Origin of the sequence: Paraburkholderia sp. BR13439, assembly GCF_040948805.1 — a bacterium.
Taxonomy (GTDB): Bacteria; Pseudomonadota; Gammaproteobacteria; order Burkholderiales; family Burkholderiaceae; genus Paraburkholderia; species Paraburkholderia youngii.
Genome location: NZ_JBFPKN010000013.1, coordinates 217,878 through 236,698 on the forward strand (window position 1 = coordinate 217,878; position 18,821 = coordinate 236,698).

Here is an 18,821-nt window from a genome sequence, read left to right on the forward strand (position 1 = left end):
GCTTCAGTTCGCGCCGCCCCTGCCCGAGCCCTGCGCCTGCTCCAGCACGAAGTCGATGAACGTCGCGGCCGCGCGCGTGTGGTGCCGGTTCGGCATGTACAGCATGTACATGTGGGTGCCGAAGATGCTGAGCCGCCAGGCATCGAGCGCGCTCAGCACGGCGCCGCGCTTCAGATCGTCCTGCACCACGTAGTCCGGCACGAGTCCGACGCCCAGACCGGCCAGCACCGCCTGCCGCAAAAATAGAAAGTTTTCCGAAATAATCGTCGGTTCGAGCAGCACTTCATGACGCTCGTCGCGCAGATACGCTGCGAGCCGCAATTGCTTGCCGATCACGGCCGCGGTAATCAACGGCGCGGTGCGCAGGTCGTCGAGCGTCGCGGGCATGCCGTGCGTCCGCGCGAATTCGGGGGATGCGCAGGCCACGTACCGGACCGGCCCCATGTCCCGAGCGACGAGGTTTTGTGGCGGCTCCGACATCACGCGCACGGCGATGTCGATCTCGTCGCGCATCAGATCCTCGACGCGGTTCTCGAACATTACGTCGAGCACGATGCCCGGATATAGCCGCTTGAACGCGATCAGCCAGTCGGACATTACGAGCTGGCCATAGCCGCTCGGCACGCTCAGCCGCACTCGCCCTTGCAGGCTTTGGCCCAGCGTCGTCACCGACTCGCGCGCGGCCAGCAATGCGTTGCGAATAGTACGGCCGTGCTCGTAGAGCCGCAGACCGATCTCGGTCGGCTCGACGCGGCGCGTGGTGCGCCGCACCAATTGCAGGCCCACCGAACGCTCGAGCTGGTTCAAATGATAGCTAACGTTCGCGCGGCTCATCTTGAGCCGGCGCGCCGCTTCGCTCAGATTGCCGGCATCGAGGATGTCGACGAGCAGGGTCAGCGAGTTGACGTCCATTGGCATGTCGTTGTCAAAATAATTTTGACAGTCTGTCAATCAGCCATGTGATTGTCAATGAACGTTGACCACTCCAGAATGGGGCGATCCGGCGCACTTCGCCACCCTCATACGGAGACAACCACGATGAACCATTCCCCCACAGCAGACGTCGTCACGCGCGAATTGCGCGGCAAGGTCCTGCTCGTCACGATCGACCACGCGCCGGTCAACGCGCTCTCTGCCGACGTGCGGCGCGGCCTGCTGGCCGCGATCGAAGCCGCCGACGCCGATCGCGCCGTCGAAGCCGTGCTGATCGTCGGCGCGGGGCGCAATTTCATCGCCGGTGCCGATATTCGCGAGTTCGGCAAGCCGCCGGTGCCGCCTTCGCTGCCGGACGTGTGCAATCGCATCGAGGCCTGCGGGAAACCCGTGATTGCCGCGTTGCATGGCGCCGCGCTCGGCGGCGGGCTCGAAGTGGCGCTCGCCGCGCATTACCGGATCGCCGTCGAGGGCGCGAAGCTCGGCCTGCCCGAAGTGCAGCTCGGCCTGCTGCCCGGCGCGGGCGGCACGCAACGCACGCCGCGCCTGATCGGCGCGCCGGCCGCGCTCGATCTGATCCTGAGCGGCCGTCATGCGAGCGCGAAGGAAGCGTTCGCGCTGGGCTTGATCGACCGTCTCGGCGACAGCGACGACATCCTCGCCGAAGGACTCGCCTACACGCACGAATTGCTTGCCGCGCATGCGCCGGTGCGCCGCACGCGCGACGCCGCCGCATTGAACGATCGCGCCGCGAGCCTCGCCGCCGTCGCGAAAGCGCGTGACGAAACCGCGAAGAAAGCGCGCGGCCTGTTCTCGCCGCTAAAAATCGTCGACGCCGTCGAAGCCGCGATCGAACAGCCCTTCGACGAAGGCCTGAAGTTCGAACGCAAGCTGTTCCTGCAATGCCTCGACAGCCCGCAGCGCGCAGGTCTCGTGCACGCGTTCTTTGCCGAGCGCGAAGTGCTGAAAGCGCCCGAAACGCGCGACGCGAAACCGCGCGCGCTCGAGGCGATAGGCGTGATCGGCGGCGGCACGATGGGCGCCGGCATTGCGGTCGCGCTGCTCGACGCGGGTCTGCCCGTCACGATGATCGAACGCGACGAAGCGTCGCTCGCGCGCGGCCGCGCGCACATCGACAAGGTCTACGACGGGCTGATCGCCAAAGGCCGCCTCACCGCCGAAAAGAAAGCCGCGACCATGGCGCGCTGGAGCGGCAGCACGTCGTACGATGCGCTTGCTCACGTCGACCTCGTGATCGAAGCCGTGTTCGAAGATCTCGACGTCAAAAAGGCCGTGTTCGCCGAGCTCGATCGCGTCTGCAAGCCCGGCGCGGTGCTCGCGACCAACACGTCGTATCTGGACATCGAAGCGATCGCGGCCAGCATCTCGCGCCCCGCCGATGTAATCGGCCTGCACTTCTTCTCGCCCGCCAACATCATGAAGCTGCTCGAAGTCGTGGTGCCGAAGCAGGCAAGCGCCGACGTCGTCGCGACCGCGTTCGAGCTCGCGAAGAAGCTGCGCAAGACGCCGGTGCGCGCGGGCGTGTGCGACGGTTTCATCGGCAATCGCCTGCTCGCCGTTTATCGCGCCGCCGCGGACGCGCTGATGGAAGACGGTGCGTCGCCGTATCAGATCGACGCGGCCGTGCGCGCGTTCGGCTTGCCGATGGGCCCGTTCCAGGTGGTCGACCTCGCGGGCGGCGACATCGGCTGGGCGGCGCGCAAACGCCGCGCGGCCACGCGCGACCCGAACGCACGCTACGTGCAGATCGCCGACCGCCTGTGCGAGCGTGGCTGGTTCGGCCAGAAGACGGGCCGCGGATTCTATCTGTACCCCGAAGGATCACGCGGCGGCATGCCCGATCCCGAAGTCGAGGCGATCATCGACGCCGAACGTAAGCGCGCGGGCGTCACGCCGCGCAGCTTCACAGACGAGCAGATCATGCGCCGCTATATGGCCGCGATGATCAACGAAGGCGCGAACGTCGTGCACGAAGGCATCGCGCTGCGCCCGCTCGACGTCGACGTGACGCTGCTGTACGGCTACGGCTTTCCGCGCTACCGCGGCGGTCCGATGAAATACGCGGACAGCGTCGGCCTGGCGACGATCCTCGCCGACATCCGCGAGTACGCGAAGGAAGACCCGCTGTTCTGGCGGCCGTCGCCGCTGCTCGTTGAACTGGTCGAGCGCGGAGCGGATTTCGCGAGCCTGAACACGACGGCCTGAGCCGCCACGAACCCGGACGGTACGACTGCGATGGATCTGAACTTCACCCCTGAAGAAGAAGCGTTTCGCGCCAGCGTGCTGGCGTTTCTGCGCGACAAGCTGCCGCAACGCCTCGCCGGCAAGGTGCACGCCGGCCGGCGTCTGACGCGCGACGACATGGCCGAGTGGCACGCGATACTGAACGCGCAGGGCTGGCTCGCGCATCACTGGCCGAAGGAATACGGCGGCCCGGGCTGGAACGCGGTGCAGAAGTTCATCTTCGAGAACGAATGCGCGCTGGCCGGCGCGCCGCGCGTCGTACCGTTCGGCGTCAACATGCTCGGGCCCGTGCTGATCAGGTACGGCAGCGAAGCGCAGAAGCGTCACTGGCTGCCGCGCATTCTCGATGGTTCCGACTGGTGGTGCCAGGGCTATTCGGAGCCGGGCGCGGGCTCCGACCTCGCGTCAGTCAAAACGACGGCGGTGCGCGGCAAGGATGCGCAGGGCGAATACTACATCGTCACTGGCCAGAAGACGTGGACCACGCTCGCGCATTACGCGAACATGATCTTCTGCCTCGTGCGCACCGCGACCGACGTGCGCAAACAGGAAGGCATCAGCTTTCTGCTGATCGACATGAATACGCCGGGCGTCGAAGTGCGGCCGATCATCACGCTCGACGGCGAGCACGAAGTCAATGAAGTGTTTTTCACCGACGTGCGCGTGCCTGCCGCAAATCTCGTCGGCGAAGAGAACAAGGGCTGGACCTACGCGAAATATCTGCTCACGTACGAGCGCACCAATATCGCGGGCGTCGGCTTTTCGGTCGCCGCGTTCAACCGTCTGCGCAAGATTGCCGCGAAGCAGCTGCGCAATGGCCGGCCGCTCGCCGAGGATCCCGCGTTCGCGGCACGCATGGCGCGCGTCGAGATCAATCTCGAGAACATGAAGACGACCAACCTGCGCGTGATCGCGGCAGTGGCGGGCGGCGGCGTGCCTGGTGCCGAGAGTTCGATGCTGAAGATTCGCGGTACCGAAATCCGTCAGGAAATCTCGTCGCTGACGCGGCGCGCGATGGGCGCTTTTGCGCAGCCATTCGTCGAGGAAGCGCTGTACGAAGGCTTCGACGGCGTGCCGGTCGGCCCCGACGAAGCCGCGAGTGCCGCGTCGCAGTACTTCAATAATCGCAAGCTGTCGATCTTCGGCGGCTCGAACGAAATCCAGAAGAACATCATTTCCAAAACGATCCTCGGACTGTAAGAGGCGCGCGTCATGAATTTCCAGCACACCGAAGACCGCCGCATGCTGGCGGATACGCTGAACCGGTTTATCAGCGAGCAGTACGGCTTCGCGACGCGCGACCAGATCGCGCGCTCGACGCAAGGCTTCAGCACCGAATTGTGGGCGCGCTTCGCAGAGCTTGGCGTGATCGGCGCACTGTTCGACGAAGCGAGCGGCGGTTTTGGCGGCGGCGGGTTCGATATTTCCGTGGTGTTCGAGAGTATCGGCCGGGGGCTCGTCGTCGAGCCGTTTCTCGATACGCTGATCGTCGGCCGGGCGATCGCTCGCAGCGGCAGTGACGCGCAAAAATCGGCACTGGATTCGTTGATCGACGGCTCGCGAATCGTTGCGCTCGCGCATGGCGAACCGGACAGTCATTACGAACTGGCTCGTGTCGCAGCGACGCGCGCGCGGCGCAGCGTTAAGGGCAACAGCGGCGCGTGGACTTTGTATGGCGCGAAGGCCGTCGTTCAGCATGGCGAGCATGCTCAGGTGTTCCTCGTCTCGGCACGCACGAGCGGCGAAGACGATGCCGAAGCCGGCATCACGCTGTTTCTGGTGCCGAGGAACGCGGCGAGCGTGAGCGTGCGCGGCTATCGGAAGATCGACGGGGGACGCGCGGCCGAAGTGACGTTCGACAATGTCACGCTCGACGACGACTCCGTGCTCGGCTCAGTCGGCCAGGGCTTTGCGACGCTCGAATATGCGATGAGCTGCGGCGTGCTCGCGCTGTGCGCGGAAGCGGTCGGCGCCATGGACGTCGCGAAAGACTACACGCTCGACTATCTGCGCACGCGCAGGCAGTTCGGCGTGCCGATCGGCAGCTTCCAGGCGTTGCAGCATCGCATGGCCGATTTGCTGCTCGAAATCGAGCAGGCGCGCTCGGCGGTGATCAATGCGGCGGCGGTTCTCGATGGTGATCGCAATGCGCGCGAGCGCGCGGTCTCGGCGGCGAAGTACAGCATCGGCCGGATCGGCACCCGGGTCGCAGAGGAATGCATCCAGATGCACGGCGGGATCGGCATGACATGGGAGTTGCCGCTTGCGCATTACGCGAAGCGGCTCGTGATGATCGATCATCAGCTTGGGGATGAGGATCATCATTTGGAGCGGTTTGTGGCGCTGGGAGCTGCGGCGTCGCTCGCGCAGGCCTGATCATCAGGCACCTGCCTGTCGGAGACGCGGGGCGTCGCAGTTATCCGCGACGGGCAAGAAAAAAGGACTTACGGCTTTCACCGTAAGTCCTTTTTTGATCTTGGTCGGGGCGAGAGGATTTGAACCTCCGACCACCTGCACCCCATGCAGGTACGCTACCAGGCTGCGCTACGCCCCGAACAGAAGAAAAATTATAACAGACACTTCATTCGATTAGAACTGCCCGACACGAACAAAGCGAACGAGCCATTAACTAGTGGCCCAGCAGATCGATTACGCTCTGCAGTTCCTCGCGCAACTTCTCGACATCGACAGCAACCGTTGCCGCCGATGCCTGGACCTGCCCTGCGGCTCCGGCGGCAGCCTCACCCTCTTCGATGACGGCATCCGGCCCACCGCTGCCATGCGAATCGAGCCGGTTGCGGGCGCCGTTGATCGTAAAACCCTGCTCGTACAGCAACTCTCGAATCCGCCTGATCAGCAGCACCTCGTGATGCTGATAATACCGACGATTACCGCGCCGCTTGACCGGCCTCAACTGGGTGAACTCCTGCTCCCAGTAACGCAGCACGTGGGGCTTCACGCCGCAAAGTTCGCTGACCTCACCAATCGTGAAGTATCGCTTCGCCGGAATCGGAGGCAAGACGACTTTTTCGATCGTCGCTGTCATCGTCAGTTAGCCGTGATGGGTTGCCCGAAAGCGCGCCAGTCGATCAGCGCGCGAAGCTCGCTTCGGCGCCGTTTTCGACGAGCGCCTTCAGTTTTTGACTTGCATGAAACGTCACCACGCGACGCGCGGCGATCGGAATCGCCTCGCCCGTCTTCGGATTTCTTCCGGGACGCTGCGGCTTGTCGCGCAACTGGAAGTTGCCGAAGCCCGACAGCTTGACGCTGTCGCCGCTCTCGAGCGCATCGCGGATCACCTCGAAGAACGCCTCGACCATGTCCTTCGCTTCCCGCTTGTTGAGCCCGACATTGTCGAACAGCAACTCGGCAAGTTCCGCCTTGGTGAGCGTCGGCGTTTCATTGGAAACGACGGCGGGTGATGTCGGAATTTCTCGAATCATGGCGCTGCGTTGCGCCGTAAGAAGGGCTTCGAAATCACTCGAGTTCATTTCGTTCATATCTATCAAATGGCGCGCCAAGCGTAAAACAATGGATGCGGAAACAGCCGTGCAAATGTTAAATGCGGGTTATCCGCGCAACCGTGCGCCATATACTCGAGCCAGACGTTCCACCAGAGTTTGAATAGCCAGATCGACCGTTTCATCCTGAAGGGTTCCGCCAGTATCTTGCAAGGTCACCCGGAACGCAAGGCTTTTCTCGTGCGCGGCCAGACCACCGGAAGTGTTTGATTTTGGACGAAATTCGTCGAAAAGCGCAACCTTCTGGACAGCCTTGCAGGCCGGTTCGGACTGGGCCTTCTGGAGCTCGTCGAGCAGCGCCTGAACCTCGATTTTCTGATCGACGACCACCGCAATATCACGTCGTACCGGCGGGAATTTTGAAACTTCCGACGGAACCGGCAATACCCGTTGCATTAATGCTTCCGCTTCGATTTCAAACAGAATCGGCGCATGCGGCAAATCATATTTTTGCATCCAGCGCGGATGCAATTCGCCAATCCAGCCCACTGCGCGACCATTCAATTCGATACGCGCGCTGCGTCCCGGATGCAGCGCCGGATGCTCGGCCTTTACGAACCGCGCGAGCGCCGGTGCGAGCAGCGCTTCGATGTCGCCCTTCATGTCGAAGAAGTCGACGGCACGCGTCGGTGCGCCCCACTGCTCGTCGAGCGCGGGACCATAGGCGAGCGCGCCGATCATCTTCGGCTGCGCGAAACCTTCGACCGTCAGCTCGCCGGCCTTGATCGACGGATCGTGCAGGAACACGCGGCCCGCTTCGAACACGCGCACGCGGTCCGCCGCGCGACGGTTCAGGTTCGTGCGCAGCACATGAATCAGGCTGCCGAACAGCGTCGTGCGCATCACCGACAGCTGGCTTGCGATCGGGTTAATCAGACGCACCGGGTTGCTATTGCCCGCGAAGTCCTGCTCCCACTCGGCGTCGACGAAGCTGAAGTTCACGGTTTCCGCGTAGTCGCGCGCGGCGAGTGCATGCCGGATCGCGTGGATCGAGCGTTGCGTCTCGTTGGTCGCACGCATTTCGCTGGTCGCGACCGGCGGGCGCGCCGGAATCTTTTCGAAGCCGTAGATACGTGCGACTTCTTCGATCAGGTCCTCTTCGATTTCGATATCGAAGCGGTACGACGGCGGCATCACCGAGAACGTATCGCCGTCACGCTCGAACGACAGGCCGAGGCGCGTGAAGATCTGCCCGATTTCATCGGCGCCGATCGCGACGCCGATGATGCGGTTCGCGCGCGAAACGCGCATCTTCACGGGCGCGCGCTTTGGCACGTTGACGATCTGATCGTCGACCGGACCCGCTTCGCCGCCACAGATGTCGAGGATCAACTGCGTGATGCGCTCGATATGATCGACGGTCGTTGCGTAATCCACGCCGCGCTCGAAGCGATGGCCTGCATCGGTCGAAAAGTTGTACTTGCGCGAGCGGCCACGAATGCTATCGGGCCACCAGAACGCGGCTTCGAGATAGATGTTGGTGGTGTCGAGCGTGACCGCGGTGCTGTCGCCGCCCATAATGCCCGCGAGGCTTTCGATATGCTGCTCGTCGGCGATCACGCCGACCGTTTCATCGAGCTCGACCGTGTTGCCGTTCAGCAGTTTCAGCGTTTCGCCCTTGCGTCCCCAGCGCACGTCCATGCCGCCGTGGATCTTATCGAGATCGAACACGTGCGACGGACGCCCCAGCTCGAGCATCACATAGTTCGAGATGTCGACGAGCGCGGAGATGCTACGCTGGCCCGAGCGCTCGAGACGCTCGACCATCCATTGCGGCGACTTCGCGCGCGCATTGACGCCGCGGATCACGCGGCCCGAGAAACGGCCGCACAGATCGGGCGCCGAGATTTTCACGGGCAGCGTTTCATTCAGCTTCACCGGAGCCGGCTTGATGTCGAGCGAGCGCAGCGGTGCCCCGGTAATCGCCGACGTTTCGCGCGCGACGCCGAATACCGACAAACAGTCGGCCTTGTTCGGCGTCAGCTTGATTTCAAAAACGGTGTCATCGAGATTGAGGGTCTCGCGGATGTCCTGGCCGATCGGGGTATCTTCCGGCAGGATCATCAGACCACTGTGATCTTCGGAGAGCTTCAGCTCGCGCGCCGAACACAGCATGCCCTGGCTTTCGACGCCGCGCAGCTTCGACAGCTTGATCGCGAACGGTGCGCCGCCCTCTTCGGCCGGCGGCAGTTGCGCGCCGACCAGCGCGACCGGCACCTTGATGCCGGGCGCGACATTCGGCGCGCCGCATACGATGTTCAGCGTCGCGCCGGTGCCGGCGTTGACCTGACACACGTTGAGCTTGTCCGCATCCGGGTGCTTGACGACTTCCAGCACCTGGCCGACGACGATCTTCGAGGTCGGCGGCGCGGCCGGCCGCAGGTCCTCGACTTCGAGACCCGCCATCGTCAACGCGTGCGACAGTTCGTCGGTGGTCAGTCGGGGATCGACAAAAGTTCTGAGCCAGGATTCCGGAAATTGCATGGTTCTGTGTACGTTCTGATCAGGTTAGGTCCACGTCCGGCAGGTGCTTCGTAAAGCCGGTGGTCTTGCGCCGGTTCAGCGAGCTCTGCCGGGGACGCTCGCGGCGCGCACCGGGTGCGCTGCCGCGTTCTATGCTTTGTCGCGCTCGCGCGCGCCGGTTCACGCGAATTGACGCAGGAAACGCAGGTCGTTTTCGAAGAACAGGCGCAGGTCCTGCACGCCGTAACGCAGCATCGTGAGACGCTCGAGGCCGCTGCCGAAAGCGAAGCCGATGTAGCGCTCCGGGTCCAGACCCATGTTACGGATCACGGTCGGATGCACCTGACCGGAGCCCGAAATTTCGAGCCACTTGCCCGCGTTCTTGCCCGTTTCGAACTGCATGTCGATCTCGGCCGACGGTTCGGTGAACGGGAAATACGACGGACGGAAGCGCACGAGAATGTCGTCGCGCTCGAAGAATTTTTTCAGGAAGTCGGTATAGACACCCTTCAGGTCCGCGAAGCTGATGTTCTCGTCGATCCACAGGCCTTCGACCTGGTTGAACATCGGCGAATGCGTGGCGTCGCTATCCACGCGATACGTGCGGCCGGGCACGATCACCTTGATCGGCGGCGTGTTGGTACGCGCGTAGCGTACCTGCATCGGACTCGTATGCGTACGCAGCAGCAGCGGGCGGCCGTCGGCGTCCTTGCCGTCAACGTAGAAGGTATCCTGCATCGAACGCGCCGGATGGTTTTCCGGGCTGTTCAGCGAAGTGAAGTTGTACCAGTCGGTTTCGATCTCGGGGCCGTCGGCCACGTCGAATCCGATCGTACGAAAAATTTGCTCGACGCGCTCCCAGGTGCGCATCACCGGGTGCAGGCTGCCAGCATTGGAGCCGCGGCCCGGCAGCGTGACGTCGATCGCTTCAGCGGCGAGGCGCTGGTTCAGAAGCGCATCGGCGAGCGACTGACGACGTGCCGTCAGCGCGGCTTCGACCTGTTGCTTGACGAGATTGATCCGAGCGCCTTCTGTCTTGCGCGTTTCGGGATCGAGTTTACCAAGGCCTTTCAACATCTCGGTCAGCGCACCCGCCTTACCGAGAAAGCGCGCTTTCTCGTTCTCGAGGGTGGTGACGTCGGGGGCTTCTGCGAAGGCTTTTTGCGCGTCGGCGACAATCTGGTCCAGATCCATTGATCCCATCATTTCAACGTCAGTGTTCTATCGAAACAAAACTGGTTCTACCAACAAAAACGGGGCTCGGTGAGGAGCCCCGTTTTTGTTGCAGCGTCACCGAGACTACCGGATGTTCGCTGCAACGAACCACGCAGTTTTAATTGCCAGAAGCGCAATCAGGCTGCAACGGCGGCTTTCACCTGCTGAACGATCGCAGCAAAAGCAGCCTTGTCGAATACAGCCATGTCGGCCAGCACCTTGCGGTCCAGTTCGATCGACGCCTTCTTCAGGCCGTTGATGAACACGCTGTACGTCATGTCGTGCTGACGCACCGCCGCGTTGATACGCGTGATCCACAGTGCGCGGAACACCCGCTTCTTGTTGCGGCGATCGCGGTAGGCGTACTGGCCTGCGCGCATGACCGCCTGCTTGGCGATGCGATAGACGTTATTGCGACGGCCGCGGTAACCCTTGGCCAGCTTGATGATCTTCTTGTGACGGGCCCGTGCGGTAACCCCACGTTTTACTCGAGGCATGTTTCGCTCCTATGAGTGTCGGTTAAGGGTTAAGCGAACGGCAGCATTGCGCGAACGGAGTTCAGATCGGAATCGTGAACTGCCGTGGAGCCGCGCAGATGGCGTTTGTTCTTGGTGGTCTTCTTGGTAAGAATGTGACGCTTGAAGGCCTGACCGCGCTTAACGGTACCGCCCGGACGCACCACGAAGCGCTTTGCAGCGCTCTTCTTGGTCTTCATCTTCGGCATGACAACTCCATTATTAGATGGACATGGGTGTGCGGTCGGCCAGATGGCCATTTCCCGCCCTTCGAAACCCATTCCACTTGGTATGCAGACCGCCGATACCGCCAGCGGCCGCTTTTCGGGAACGACTGCGCGCTTGCATGCGCGACGTTCCGAAATTTTCCAACACCGCGCCAGACACCCAGCACAGCATCAAACAACCTTGCGCTACCGGAGAGCGGGCCGCATGGCACGCCGCCGCTCCGGCCAACTGCTTCGCGCTTACTTCTTTTTCTTCGGAGCGAGCACCATGATCATCTGGCGCCCTTCCATTTTCGGCATCTGCTCGACCTGACCGACTTCGTCGAGGTCGGTGCGCAGGCGTTCGAGCATGCGCATGCCGATTTCCTGGTGAGCCATTTCGCGGCCACGGAAACGCAACGTGATTTTCGTCTTGTCGCCGTCTTCGAGGAAGCGGACGAGGTTGCGCAGTTTGACGTTGTAATCGCCGTCGTCGGTACCCGGGCGGAATTTGACTTCCTTGACCTGAATGACCTTCTGCTTGAGCTTGGCCTCGTGTTGCTTCTTCGCTTCCTGGTACTTGAACTTGCCGTAGTCCATCAAGCGGCAAACCGGCGGAACCGCTTGCGGGGCGATTTCGACCAGATCCACGTCCTGCTGTTCCGACATGCGGAACGCATCAGCGAGTTTCACGATGCCGAGCGGTTCGTTCTCGACGCCGACCAGACGCACCTCGGGTGCTGTAATTTCACCGTTGATGCGGTGCGCAGACTTATCAGTAGCGATGTTACGTTTCCTCTAAAAATTAAAAAAAACGAGCCGGGTACCGAGTGGTTAGTTGAACGACTGCACGTCCTGGCGCAGACGCTCAATGAAGGCGTCAACAGGCATCACACCCATATCGACACCACCACGGGCACGCACGGCTACCGTTTGCGCTTCACGCTCCTTGTCGCCGACCACCAGCAGGTACGGCACCTTTTCCAGCGTGTGCTCGCGTATTTTATAGCTAATCTTCTCGTTGCGCAAATCGGCCTCGACTCTAACCCCTTGTTTTTGCAACGATTGGGCTAGCGACTGCGCATATTCGGCCTGACTTTCCGCGATATTCATCACGACGACCTGGATCGGCGCGAGCCAGGCGGGCATTGCACCAGCATGGTGCTCGATGAGAATCCCAAGGAAGCGTTCCATCGATCCCACGATTGCCCGGTGGAGCATGATCGGGCGACGACGACTATTGTCTTCGGCGACGTATTCGGCACCCAGACGCTCCGGCAGCACCATGTCGAGTTGCAGCGTACCGCACTGCCACGAGCGGCCGAGCGCGTCCTTGATGTGATACTCGACCTTCGGGCCGTAGAACGCACCCTCGCCGGGCAGTTCTTCCCACGTGACGCCGCAGGCCGTCAGCGCCTCGCGCAGCCCCTGCTCCGCGCGATCCCACGTTTCGTCGGTGCCGGCGCGCGCATCCGGACGCAGCGACAGCTTGATCTCAACGTTGTCGAAGCCGAAGTCGCGGTAGACGCTCATCGCCAGCGTGTTGAACGCGATCGATTCGCTGATGAACTGGTCTTCGGTACAAAAAATATGGGCGTCGTCCTGCACGAAGCCGCGCACGCGCATCAGTCCATGCAGCGCGCCCGACGATTCGTTGCGATGGCACGAACCGAACTCAGCGTAGCGCAGCGGCAGATCGCGATACGAGCGCAGACCGTGGTTGAACACCTGCACGTGACCGGGGCAGTTCATCGGCTTGATCGCGTAGTCGCGCTTTTCCGATTCGGTCGTGAACATATTTTCACGATAGTTCTGCCAGTGTCCCGACGCTTCCCACAGCGAGCGGTCCATGATCAACGGCGTCTTGATTTCAAGGTAGCCGGCGTCATTCACGCGACGGCGCATGTACTGCTCGACCTGCTGCCACAGCGTCCAGCCGCGCGGATGCCAGAACACCATGCCCGGCGACTCGTCCTGCATGTGGAACAGGTCGAGCTGCTTGCCCAGCTTCCGATGATCGCGCTTCTCGGCCTCTTCGAGCATGTGCAGATATGCTTCCTGGTCTTCCTTCTTCGTCCAGGCCGTGCCGTAAATTCGCTGCAACTGCTCGTTCTTCGAGTCCCCGCGCCAGTAGGCTCCCGCGACTTTCATCAGCTTGAAGACCTTCAGCTTGCCGGTGGAAGGCACGTGCGGACCGCGGCACAAGTCCGTGAAGCCGCCATGCGAGTACAGCTTGATTTCGTCGCTGGCGGGAATCGATTCGATAATTTCGGCTTTGTACTTTTCGCCGATGCTCTTGAAGTACTCGACCGCTTCGTCGCGCGACACCACGCGACGCGACACCGGCTCGTCCTTCTTCGCGAGCTCCTGCATGCGCTTTTCGATCTTTTCGAGGTCTTCCGGCGTGAAAGGACGGTTGTACGAGAAGTCGTAATAGAAACCGTTGTCAATGACGGGGCCGATCGTAACCTGCGCTTCGGGGTACAGATCCTTCACCGCATACGCGAGCAGGTGTGCTGTCGAGTGGCGGATGATATCGAGTCCGTCTGCATCCTTCTCCGTGATGATGGCGAGCGCCACGTCGCGATCGATCAGCGCAGACGTATCGACCAACTCCCCGTCGATCTTCCCGCCGAGTGCGGCTTTCGCGAGGCCAGGGCCGATCGAGGCGGCCACTTCGGCGACGGTCACCGGATGCTCGTACTGTCGAACAGAACCGTCAGGCAAACGTATCGAAACCATTGCGTTCTCCGTGGTGCCGACCGGCGGCGGCACATACAACCAGGGTCAAAAAGACAAAAAAAATGCGGCCCCACTTTCGAGGGGCCGCATTCACATTTTACGCAAACATCACTGGCGAAAGAGGTCCTCGACTAGCGTCGCTCCGAAGTGGTTTCGGTCAACGTTCGCGGTGTCATAACCGTATTCGCCTTTTTGCGCTCAAAGCGCTTACTGCAGCTTGAGAAACCCCGGCGAGACCGGAATTCCATTTCGTTGGTAGGCTCGATTGGACTCGAACCAACGACCCCCACCATGTCAAGGTGGTGCTCTAACCAGCTGAGCTACGAGCCTGAAGAAACGAGAGTATATGGGGTACAGCCCAGCTTGGCAAGTACTTTTATGCAGCGACTTTAATTCGTCTCACCGTCGGCACGCCTTTTCCAATCGTCCGCGCCTCAGTTCTTTCGCGTCGCCCGCACCACGCCCGTGATTTCGCCTAGCAACGTGCACGCGCGCTGGATCTGCGCAGAGCTGGAAACCTCGACGGTAAATTGCATGAACGCGGCATTGCGGCGCGTTTGCGTCTTCACGCCAATCACGTTCATCTTTTCCCGCGCGAACACTTCGGAGATATCGCGCAGCAAGCCTTGTCGGTCCGTCGCCTCGATGCTGAGGTCGACCGGGTAGACGGACTGGCCGCGACCGCTCATCACGTCCGCCGACCACGCGGTCTGCAGCACGCGCTCCGGCGCGCGCTCTGCCATCCGGCGGAACGTCGCGCAGTCGCTGCGATGCACCGACATGCCCTTGCCGCGCGTGACGAAGCCGCAGATGTCGTCGGGCGGCGCGGGCCGACAGCAGCGCGCGAGCTGGGTGAGCAATGCATCGACGCCGACCACCAGCACGCCGGTAGACGCGCCGCGCGCGACGCTCGCGCCACTGCTGCGTTTCTCGAATTTTTCCGGCGCCTCGAGCTCGGGCTCGGGCGGCGGCGCGTCCTGCAGCGCCTGCTCGACGAGCCGCAGGCTGAATTCCTCCTTGCCGACCACGGAGAACAGGTCGTCGGTGGTCTTGAAACCAAGCCGCGCGGCCAGCTGATCGAGATTGACCGAGGTCTTGCCTTCGCGCTGCAGGGTTTTTTCAACCATCGCGCGACCGTTCGCGATGTGCTCCTGCAACTCGACCGCGTTGAACCACGCGCGCACCTTCTGCCGCGCTCGCCCGCTTTGCAGATAGCCAAGCTGCGGATTGAGCCAGTCGCGCGACGGACCACCCTCCTTCACCGCCACGATCTCGACCGTCTGGCCATTCTGCAATGCGGTGTTGAGCGGCACCATCACGCCGTCGACGCGCGCGCCGCGGCAACGATGCCCAAGCTCGCTGTGCAGGTGATACGCGAAGTCGATCGGCGTCGCGCCGTGCGGCAACGGAATCACGCGCGCCTGCGGCGTCAGCACGTAGATGTGATCGTCGTCGAGCGTGGCCTGCCGCAACTGCTCCCATGGCTGCACCGCGCCCACTTCGCCATGCTCGCCCTCGGACACCTCGTCCTTCCACGCGAGCAGCTGTCGCAACCAGGCGATCTTCTCGTCGTATTTCTCGCTCGCGGTGAACGTGCCGCCATAGCCGCGCGCACCCGCTTCCTTGTAGCGCCAGTGCGCGGCCACGCCGTATTCGGCGAAGCGATGCATTTCCTGCGTGCGGATCTGCACTTCGAACGCGCGGCCGTCGTCGCCGATCACGACCGTGTGCAGCGACTTGTAGCCGTTCGGCTTCGGCCGGGAAATGTAATCGTCGAACTCCTTCGGCACCGGCTGCCACAGGTTGTGCACGATGCCGAGCACGGTGTAGCAGTCCTTGATGTCCGGCACGATCACGCGAAACGCGCGCACGTCGTACAGCTCCGCGAAGTCGAGCTGCTTGCCGCGCATCTTGCGCCAGATGCTGTAGATATGCTTCGGCCGACCGCTCACTTCGGCGCGGATGTGCGCGGCGGCCAGCTCCTGCTGCAGGCGTTCGATCGCCTGTGCGACATAGCTCTCACGCTCGACGCGCTTCTCGTCGAGCAGCTTCGCGATGCGCTTGTAGGTGTCCGGCTCCTCGAAACGGAACGCGAGATCCTCGAGCTCCCACTTCAATTGCCAGATGCCGAGGCGGTTCGCGAGCGGTGCGTAGATATCGAGGGTTTCGCGCGCGACGTCGGGCGACGGCGTGATCTTCGCGGCCGCGTAGTAACGCAGCGATTGCAGCCGCGACGCGAGCCGGATCAGCACGACGCGAATGTCCTGCGCGAACGCGAGCAGCATCTTGCGCAGCGCCTCGACCTGCGCGCGGCGCGCAGCCTGCGCGTCACGCCCGGCCTCGGGCATCGCGTTTTGCGCCGCACGCAAACTGACCGTGCCGAGCCGCAGCAGCTTGCGCACGTCGCCGACCAGTTGCGCGACCTCTTCGCCGAAGTTGTCGGCGATCACGCGCTCCGGATCGTGCAGATGCGGTGTCAGCGCGAACAGGGCCGCGGCCAGCACCGCCGGCGGATCGACGTTGAGCTTGCGCATGATCGACGCGGTGCCCGCCGCGTGATCCGCGAGCAACTCGCCCGACGACAGCCGCACCTCGCCCGCATGTTCGCGCACGAACGCCATCGCTTCGTCGAAGGAACGATGGGGATGAGGCGCGTTCGGAACGGTTTCGGTATTCATGGTGCGACGGCCCGCCGGGCCAGACGATTCAACGGAAAATCAACAACGGTGCGGCCTCTCAACCGCAAATCAGCTGCGCTGCGCCGCGATCACGACGATTTCGACGAGGCACTTCGGATTCGCGAGCTTTGTTTCGACGGTGGCGCGCGGCGGCGTGTCACCCTGCGCGACCCACTCGTCCCACACGGCGTTCATGCCGGCGAAATGCGCCATGTCCGAGATATAGATCTGCACCGACAGCAGCAGCGACTTGTCGCTGTTCGCTTCAGCGAGCAGACGGTCGATGTGGCCGAGCACTTCGCGCGTCTGGCCGGTGATGTCCTGCTCGTCGTCCTCGGCGATCTGACCCGCGAGGTACACGGTGCCGTTGTGCACGGCCATTTCCGAGAGACGCTTGCCGACGTGATAACGAATGACTGCCATGAAATGTCCTGAGCTGAGGGTTGATCGAACTGCACGCCGCACGACACTGTTAATAAAAGCTTCATGCGGAACTCAATATTATGACCCGTTCGCGGCCGAACCGATGAAGAACTCCCTCGCGAGCGCGATCTGGTCCGCCGCGAGAAACGCCGGCGCATGACCGACGCCCGCGATCTCCACGCTCGATACCGCACGCCCGGCCCCCACCATCTTCGCGACCGTTTCACGCGACAGCAAATCCGACTGCTCACCGCGCACCACGAGCACCGGCCCCTGAAACGACGCGAGCGAATGCCACAGAGCCGCTTCGCCGAGCTTCGCCGCTTCCTCGTTGACCGCCGCGAACGGCTGGGCGATGCGCGGGTCATAGCGCAGCACCCACGCACCTTCCTCTTCGCGCAGCAACGGCGTATTGATTTCGCGCCATTCGTCAGGCGTCAGCGGGCCGAAGCCCTGCGCGAGTTGCGCCGCGTAGTCGACACCCTGCTGCGGCGTATCGAAGCGTGCGGGCTTGCCCAGATAATCGCCGATGCGCTTGACCGCGACCGGCTCCAGATGCGGCCCGACGTCGTTCAGCAGCAGCTTGCGGATCGGCGTGTCCGGCAGACCGGCGAGCCCCATGCCGATCAGGCCGCCCATCGAAGTGCCGAACCAGTCGACGGTGTCGACGTCGAGCCGCGCGATCAGCGTGACCATGTCGGCGACGTACTGCGGTATCGCATATAAGTTGGGGTTCGCGAGCCACGACGACAAGCCCCGGCCAACCACGTCCGGGCACACCACGCGATAGGTGTCCGCGAAGTTGGCAGCGAGTCGGTCGAAATCGCGCCCCGATCGTGTCAGTCCGTGCACGCACAGCAGCACGCGCGGATTGTCCGGATCACCCCACTCGGTATAGGCGACGCGATGCAGGCCGGCCGCGCTCGCGCACTGCACGTAACGTTGACGCGGCGCTGGCCGCCCGGTGGTGGAAGCATAAGTCGTTGCGGTCATCTGGTGTCCTTGCAAAGACGCTGCGGATTGGGCTGCGAACGATTGTAAACCGCTTCGTCGCGCGGCAAGCATCGGCCAGAAGGCTTAGGAAGATCGTGCAAACCGTCTGGCGCATCCGGCGCCGCGCGCCAAAAATAGAACGGGCGAGACTCGCGTCTCGCCCGTCCGGAAAGCATCGTTGCCGCCGCGCTCGCATCGACGCGCGCAGCGGCGTCTCAACCCGCGTCAGCTCACCGCGCTCACATCGAGCGGCGCGCCGGTCTTCGCCTTGATTTCGTCGACGCTCACGCCCGGCGCAAGTTCGGTCACTTTCAAGCCGTTTTCGGTCACTTCGATCACGCCGAGATCGGTGATGATCTCATCGACCACACCGACGCCCGTCAGCGGCAGCGTGCATTCTTCGAGGATCTTGTGCTGATCGCCCTTGGCGACGTGCTCCATCAGCACGACCACGCGCTTGACGCCCGCGACCAGGTCCATCGCGCCGCCCATGCCCTTGATCATCTTGCCCGGGATCATCCAGTTCGCGAGATCGCCCTTCTTGCTGATCTGCATCGCGCCGAGAATCGCCAGATTGATGTGGCCGCCGCGAATCATCGCGAACGAATCCGCCGAAGAGAAAATCGACGAACCGGGCAGCGTCGTCACCGTCTGCTTGCCGGCGTTGATGAGGTCGGCGTCGACTTCGTCTTCGGTCGGCGACGGGCCGATGCCGAGCAGACCGTTTTCCGACTGCAGCCACACTTCGACGCCCGCCGGCACGTGGTTCGCGACCAGCGTCGGCAAGCCGATGCCGAGGTTCACATAAAAGCCGTCCTGCAGTTCCTTCGCCGCGCGCGCGGCCATTTCGTCACGAGTCCATGCCAT

At 62.7% G+C, this 18,821-nt stretch carries 16 protein-coding genes and 2 tRNA genes; 3 read left to right on the forward strand and 15 right to left on the reverse strand.

The window, feature by feature from the left end; translation table 11 throughout:
• Window positions 1–3 precede the first annotated feature (3 nt).
• A complete protein-coding gene (locus AB3X96_RS25105) occupies window positions 4–912 on the reverse strand; it encodes a LysR family transcriptional regulator (protein ID WP_184226607.1) in 909 nt (302 codons plus the stop codon).
• 126 nt (window positions 913–1,038) lie between these two features.
• Here AB3X96_RS25105 and AB3X96_RS25110 point away from each other — a divergent pair, with 126 nt between their 5' ends.
• From AB3X96_RS25110 to AB3X96_RS25120, 3 genes are read left to right on the forward strand one after another with little or no spacing between them, the layout of a single operon-like run.
• A complete protein-coding gene (locus AB3X96_RS25110) occupies window positions 1,039–3,159 on the forward strand; it encodes a 3-hydroxyacyl-CoA dehydrogenase NAD-binding domain-containing protein (RefSeq protein WP_368591841.1) in 2,121 nt (706 codons plus the stop codon).
• Window positions 3,160–3,189: 30 nt separating this feature from the next.
• Window positions 3,190–4,398, forward strand: a complete 1,209-nt coding sequence (locus AB3X96_RS25115; protein ID WP_368591842.1) for an acyl-CoA dehydrogenase family protein — start codon at window positions 3,190–3,192, stop codon at window positions 4,396–4,398.
• Between the two features lie 12 nt (window positions 4,399–4,410).
• Window positions 4,411–5,574, forward strand: coding sequence for an acyl-CoA dehydrogenase family protein (locus tag AB3X96_RS25120; RefSeq protein ID WP_368591843.1), 1,164 nt, complete (start codon window positions 4,411–4,413; stop codon window positions 5,572–5,574).
• A gap of 101 nt (window positions 5,575–5,675) precedes the next feature.
• Here the strand turns inward: AB3X96_RS25120 and AB3X96_RS25125 are convergent.
• From AB3X96_RS25125 to AB3X96_RS25190, 14 genes are all read right to left on the reverse strand, one after another.
• Window positions 5,676–5,752, reverse strand: a tRNA-Pro gene (locus AB3X96_RS25125).
• A gap of 75 nt (window positions 5,753–5,827) precedes the next feature.
• Complete coding sequence (locus tag AB3X96_RS25130) at window positions 5,828–6,244, reverse strand: MerR family transcriptional regulator (RefSeq protein WP_176108087.1); 417 nt, start codon at window positions 6,242–6,244, stop codon at window positions 5,828–5,830.
• A gap of 43 nt (window positions 6,245–6,287) precedes the next feature.
• Window positions 6,288–6,698: an integration host factor subunit alpha gene (locus tag AB3X96_RS25135; protein WP_176108086.1), complete on the reverse strand. Its 411-nt coding sequence runs from the start codon at window positions 6,696–6,698 to the stop codon at window positions 6,288–6,290.
• 69 nt (window positions 6,699–6,767) lie between these two features.
• Entirely contained in the window at window positions 6,768–9,203 is a 2,436-nt protein-coding gene (gene pheT / locus AB3X96_RS25140) for a phenylalanine--tRNA ligase subunit beta (RefSeq protein WP_368591844.1), read from the reverse strand.
• A gap of 159 nt (window positions 9,204–9,362) precedes the next feature.
• On the reverse strand, window positions 9,363–10,376 hold the full coding sequence (gene pheS / locus AB3X96_RS25145) for a phenylalanine--tRNA ligase subunit alpha (protein ID WP_368591845.1): 1,014 nt from the start codon (window positions 10,374–10,376) through the stop codon (window positions 9,363–9,365).
• A 158-nt stretch (window positions 10,377–10,534) separates the two neighbouring features.
• Entirely contained in the window at window positions 10,535–10,894 is a 360-nt protein-coding gene (gene rplT / locus AB3X96_RS25150) for a 50S ribosomal protein L20 (RefSeq protein WP_006052502.1), read from the reverse strand.
• Window positions 10,895–10,923: 29 nt separating this feature from the next.
• Window positions 10,924–11,121 carry a 50S ribosomal protein L35 gene (rpmI, locus tag AB3X96_RS25155; protein WP_006052501.1) on the reverse strand — a complete coding sequence of 66 codons (198 nt, stop codon included), beginning with the start codon at window positions 11,119–11,121 and terminating at the stop codon, window positions 10,924–10,926.
• Between the two features lie 258 nt (window positions 11,122–11,379).
• The gene (gene infC / locus AB3X96_RS25160; RefSeq protein ID WP_075643713.1) at window positions 11,380–11,904 is read right to left on the reverse strand and encodes a translation initiation factor IF-3; all 525 of its coding nucleotides are present in this window, start codon (window positions 11,902–11,904) and stop codon (window positions 11,380–11,382) included.
• A gap of 48 nt (window positions 11,905–11,952) precedes the next feature.
• Entirely contained in the window at window positions 11,953–13,860 is a 1,908-nt protein-coding gene (thrS, locus tag AB3X96_RS25165; RefSeq protein ID WP_176368087.1) for a threonine--tRNA ligase, read from the reverse strand.
• Between the two features lie 253 nt (window positions 13,861–14,113).
• Window positions 14,114–14,190, reverse strand: a tRNA-Val gene (locus AB3X96_RS25170).
• Window positions 14,191–14,294: 104 nt separating this feature from the next.
• The gene (locus AB3X96_RS25175) at window positions 14,295–16,538 is read right to left on the reverse strand and encodes a bifunctional (p)ppGpp synthetase/guanosine-3',5'-bis(diphosphate) 3'-pyrophosphohydrolase (RefSeq protein WP_368591846.1); all 2,244 of its coding nucleotides are present in this window, start codon (window positions 16,536–16,538) and stop codon (window positions 14,295–14,297) included.
• Window positions 16,539–16,607: 69 nt separating this feature from the next.
• Entirely contained in the window at window positions 16,608–16,961 is a 354-nt protein-coding gene (locus AB3X96_RS25180; protein WP_368591847.1) for a RidA family protein, read from the reverse strand.
• A gap of 78 nt (window positions 16,962–17,039) precedes the next feature.
• Entirely contained in the window at window positions 17,040–17,954 is a 915-nt protein-coding gene (locus tag AB3X96_RS25185; protein WP_368591848.1) for an alpha/beta fold hydrolase, read from the reverse strand.
• Window positions 17,955–18,179: 225 nt separating this feature from the next.
• Window positions 18,180–18,821 carry a CoA transferase subunit B gene (locus AB3X96_RS25190; RefSeq protein WP_013089923.1) on the reverse strand — a complete coding sequence of 214 codons (642 nt, stop codon included), beginning with the start codon at window positions 18,819–18,821 and terminating at the stop codon, window positions 18,180–18,182.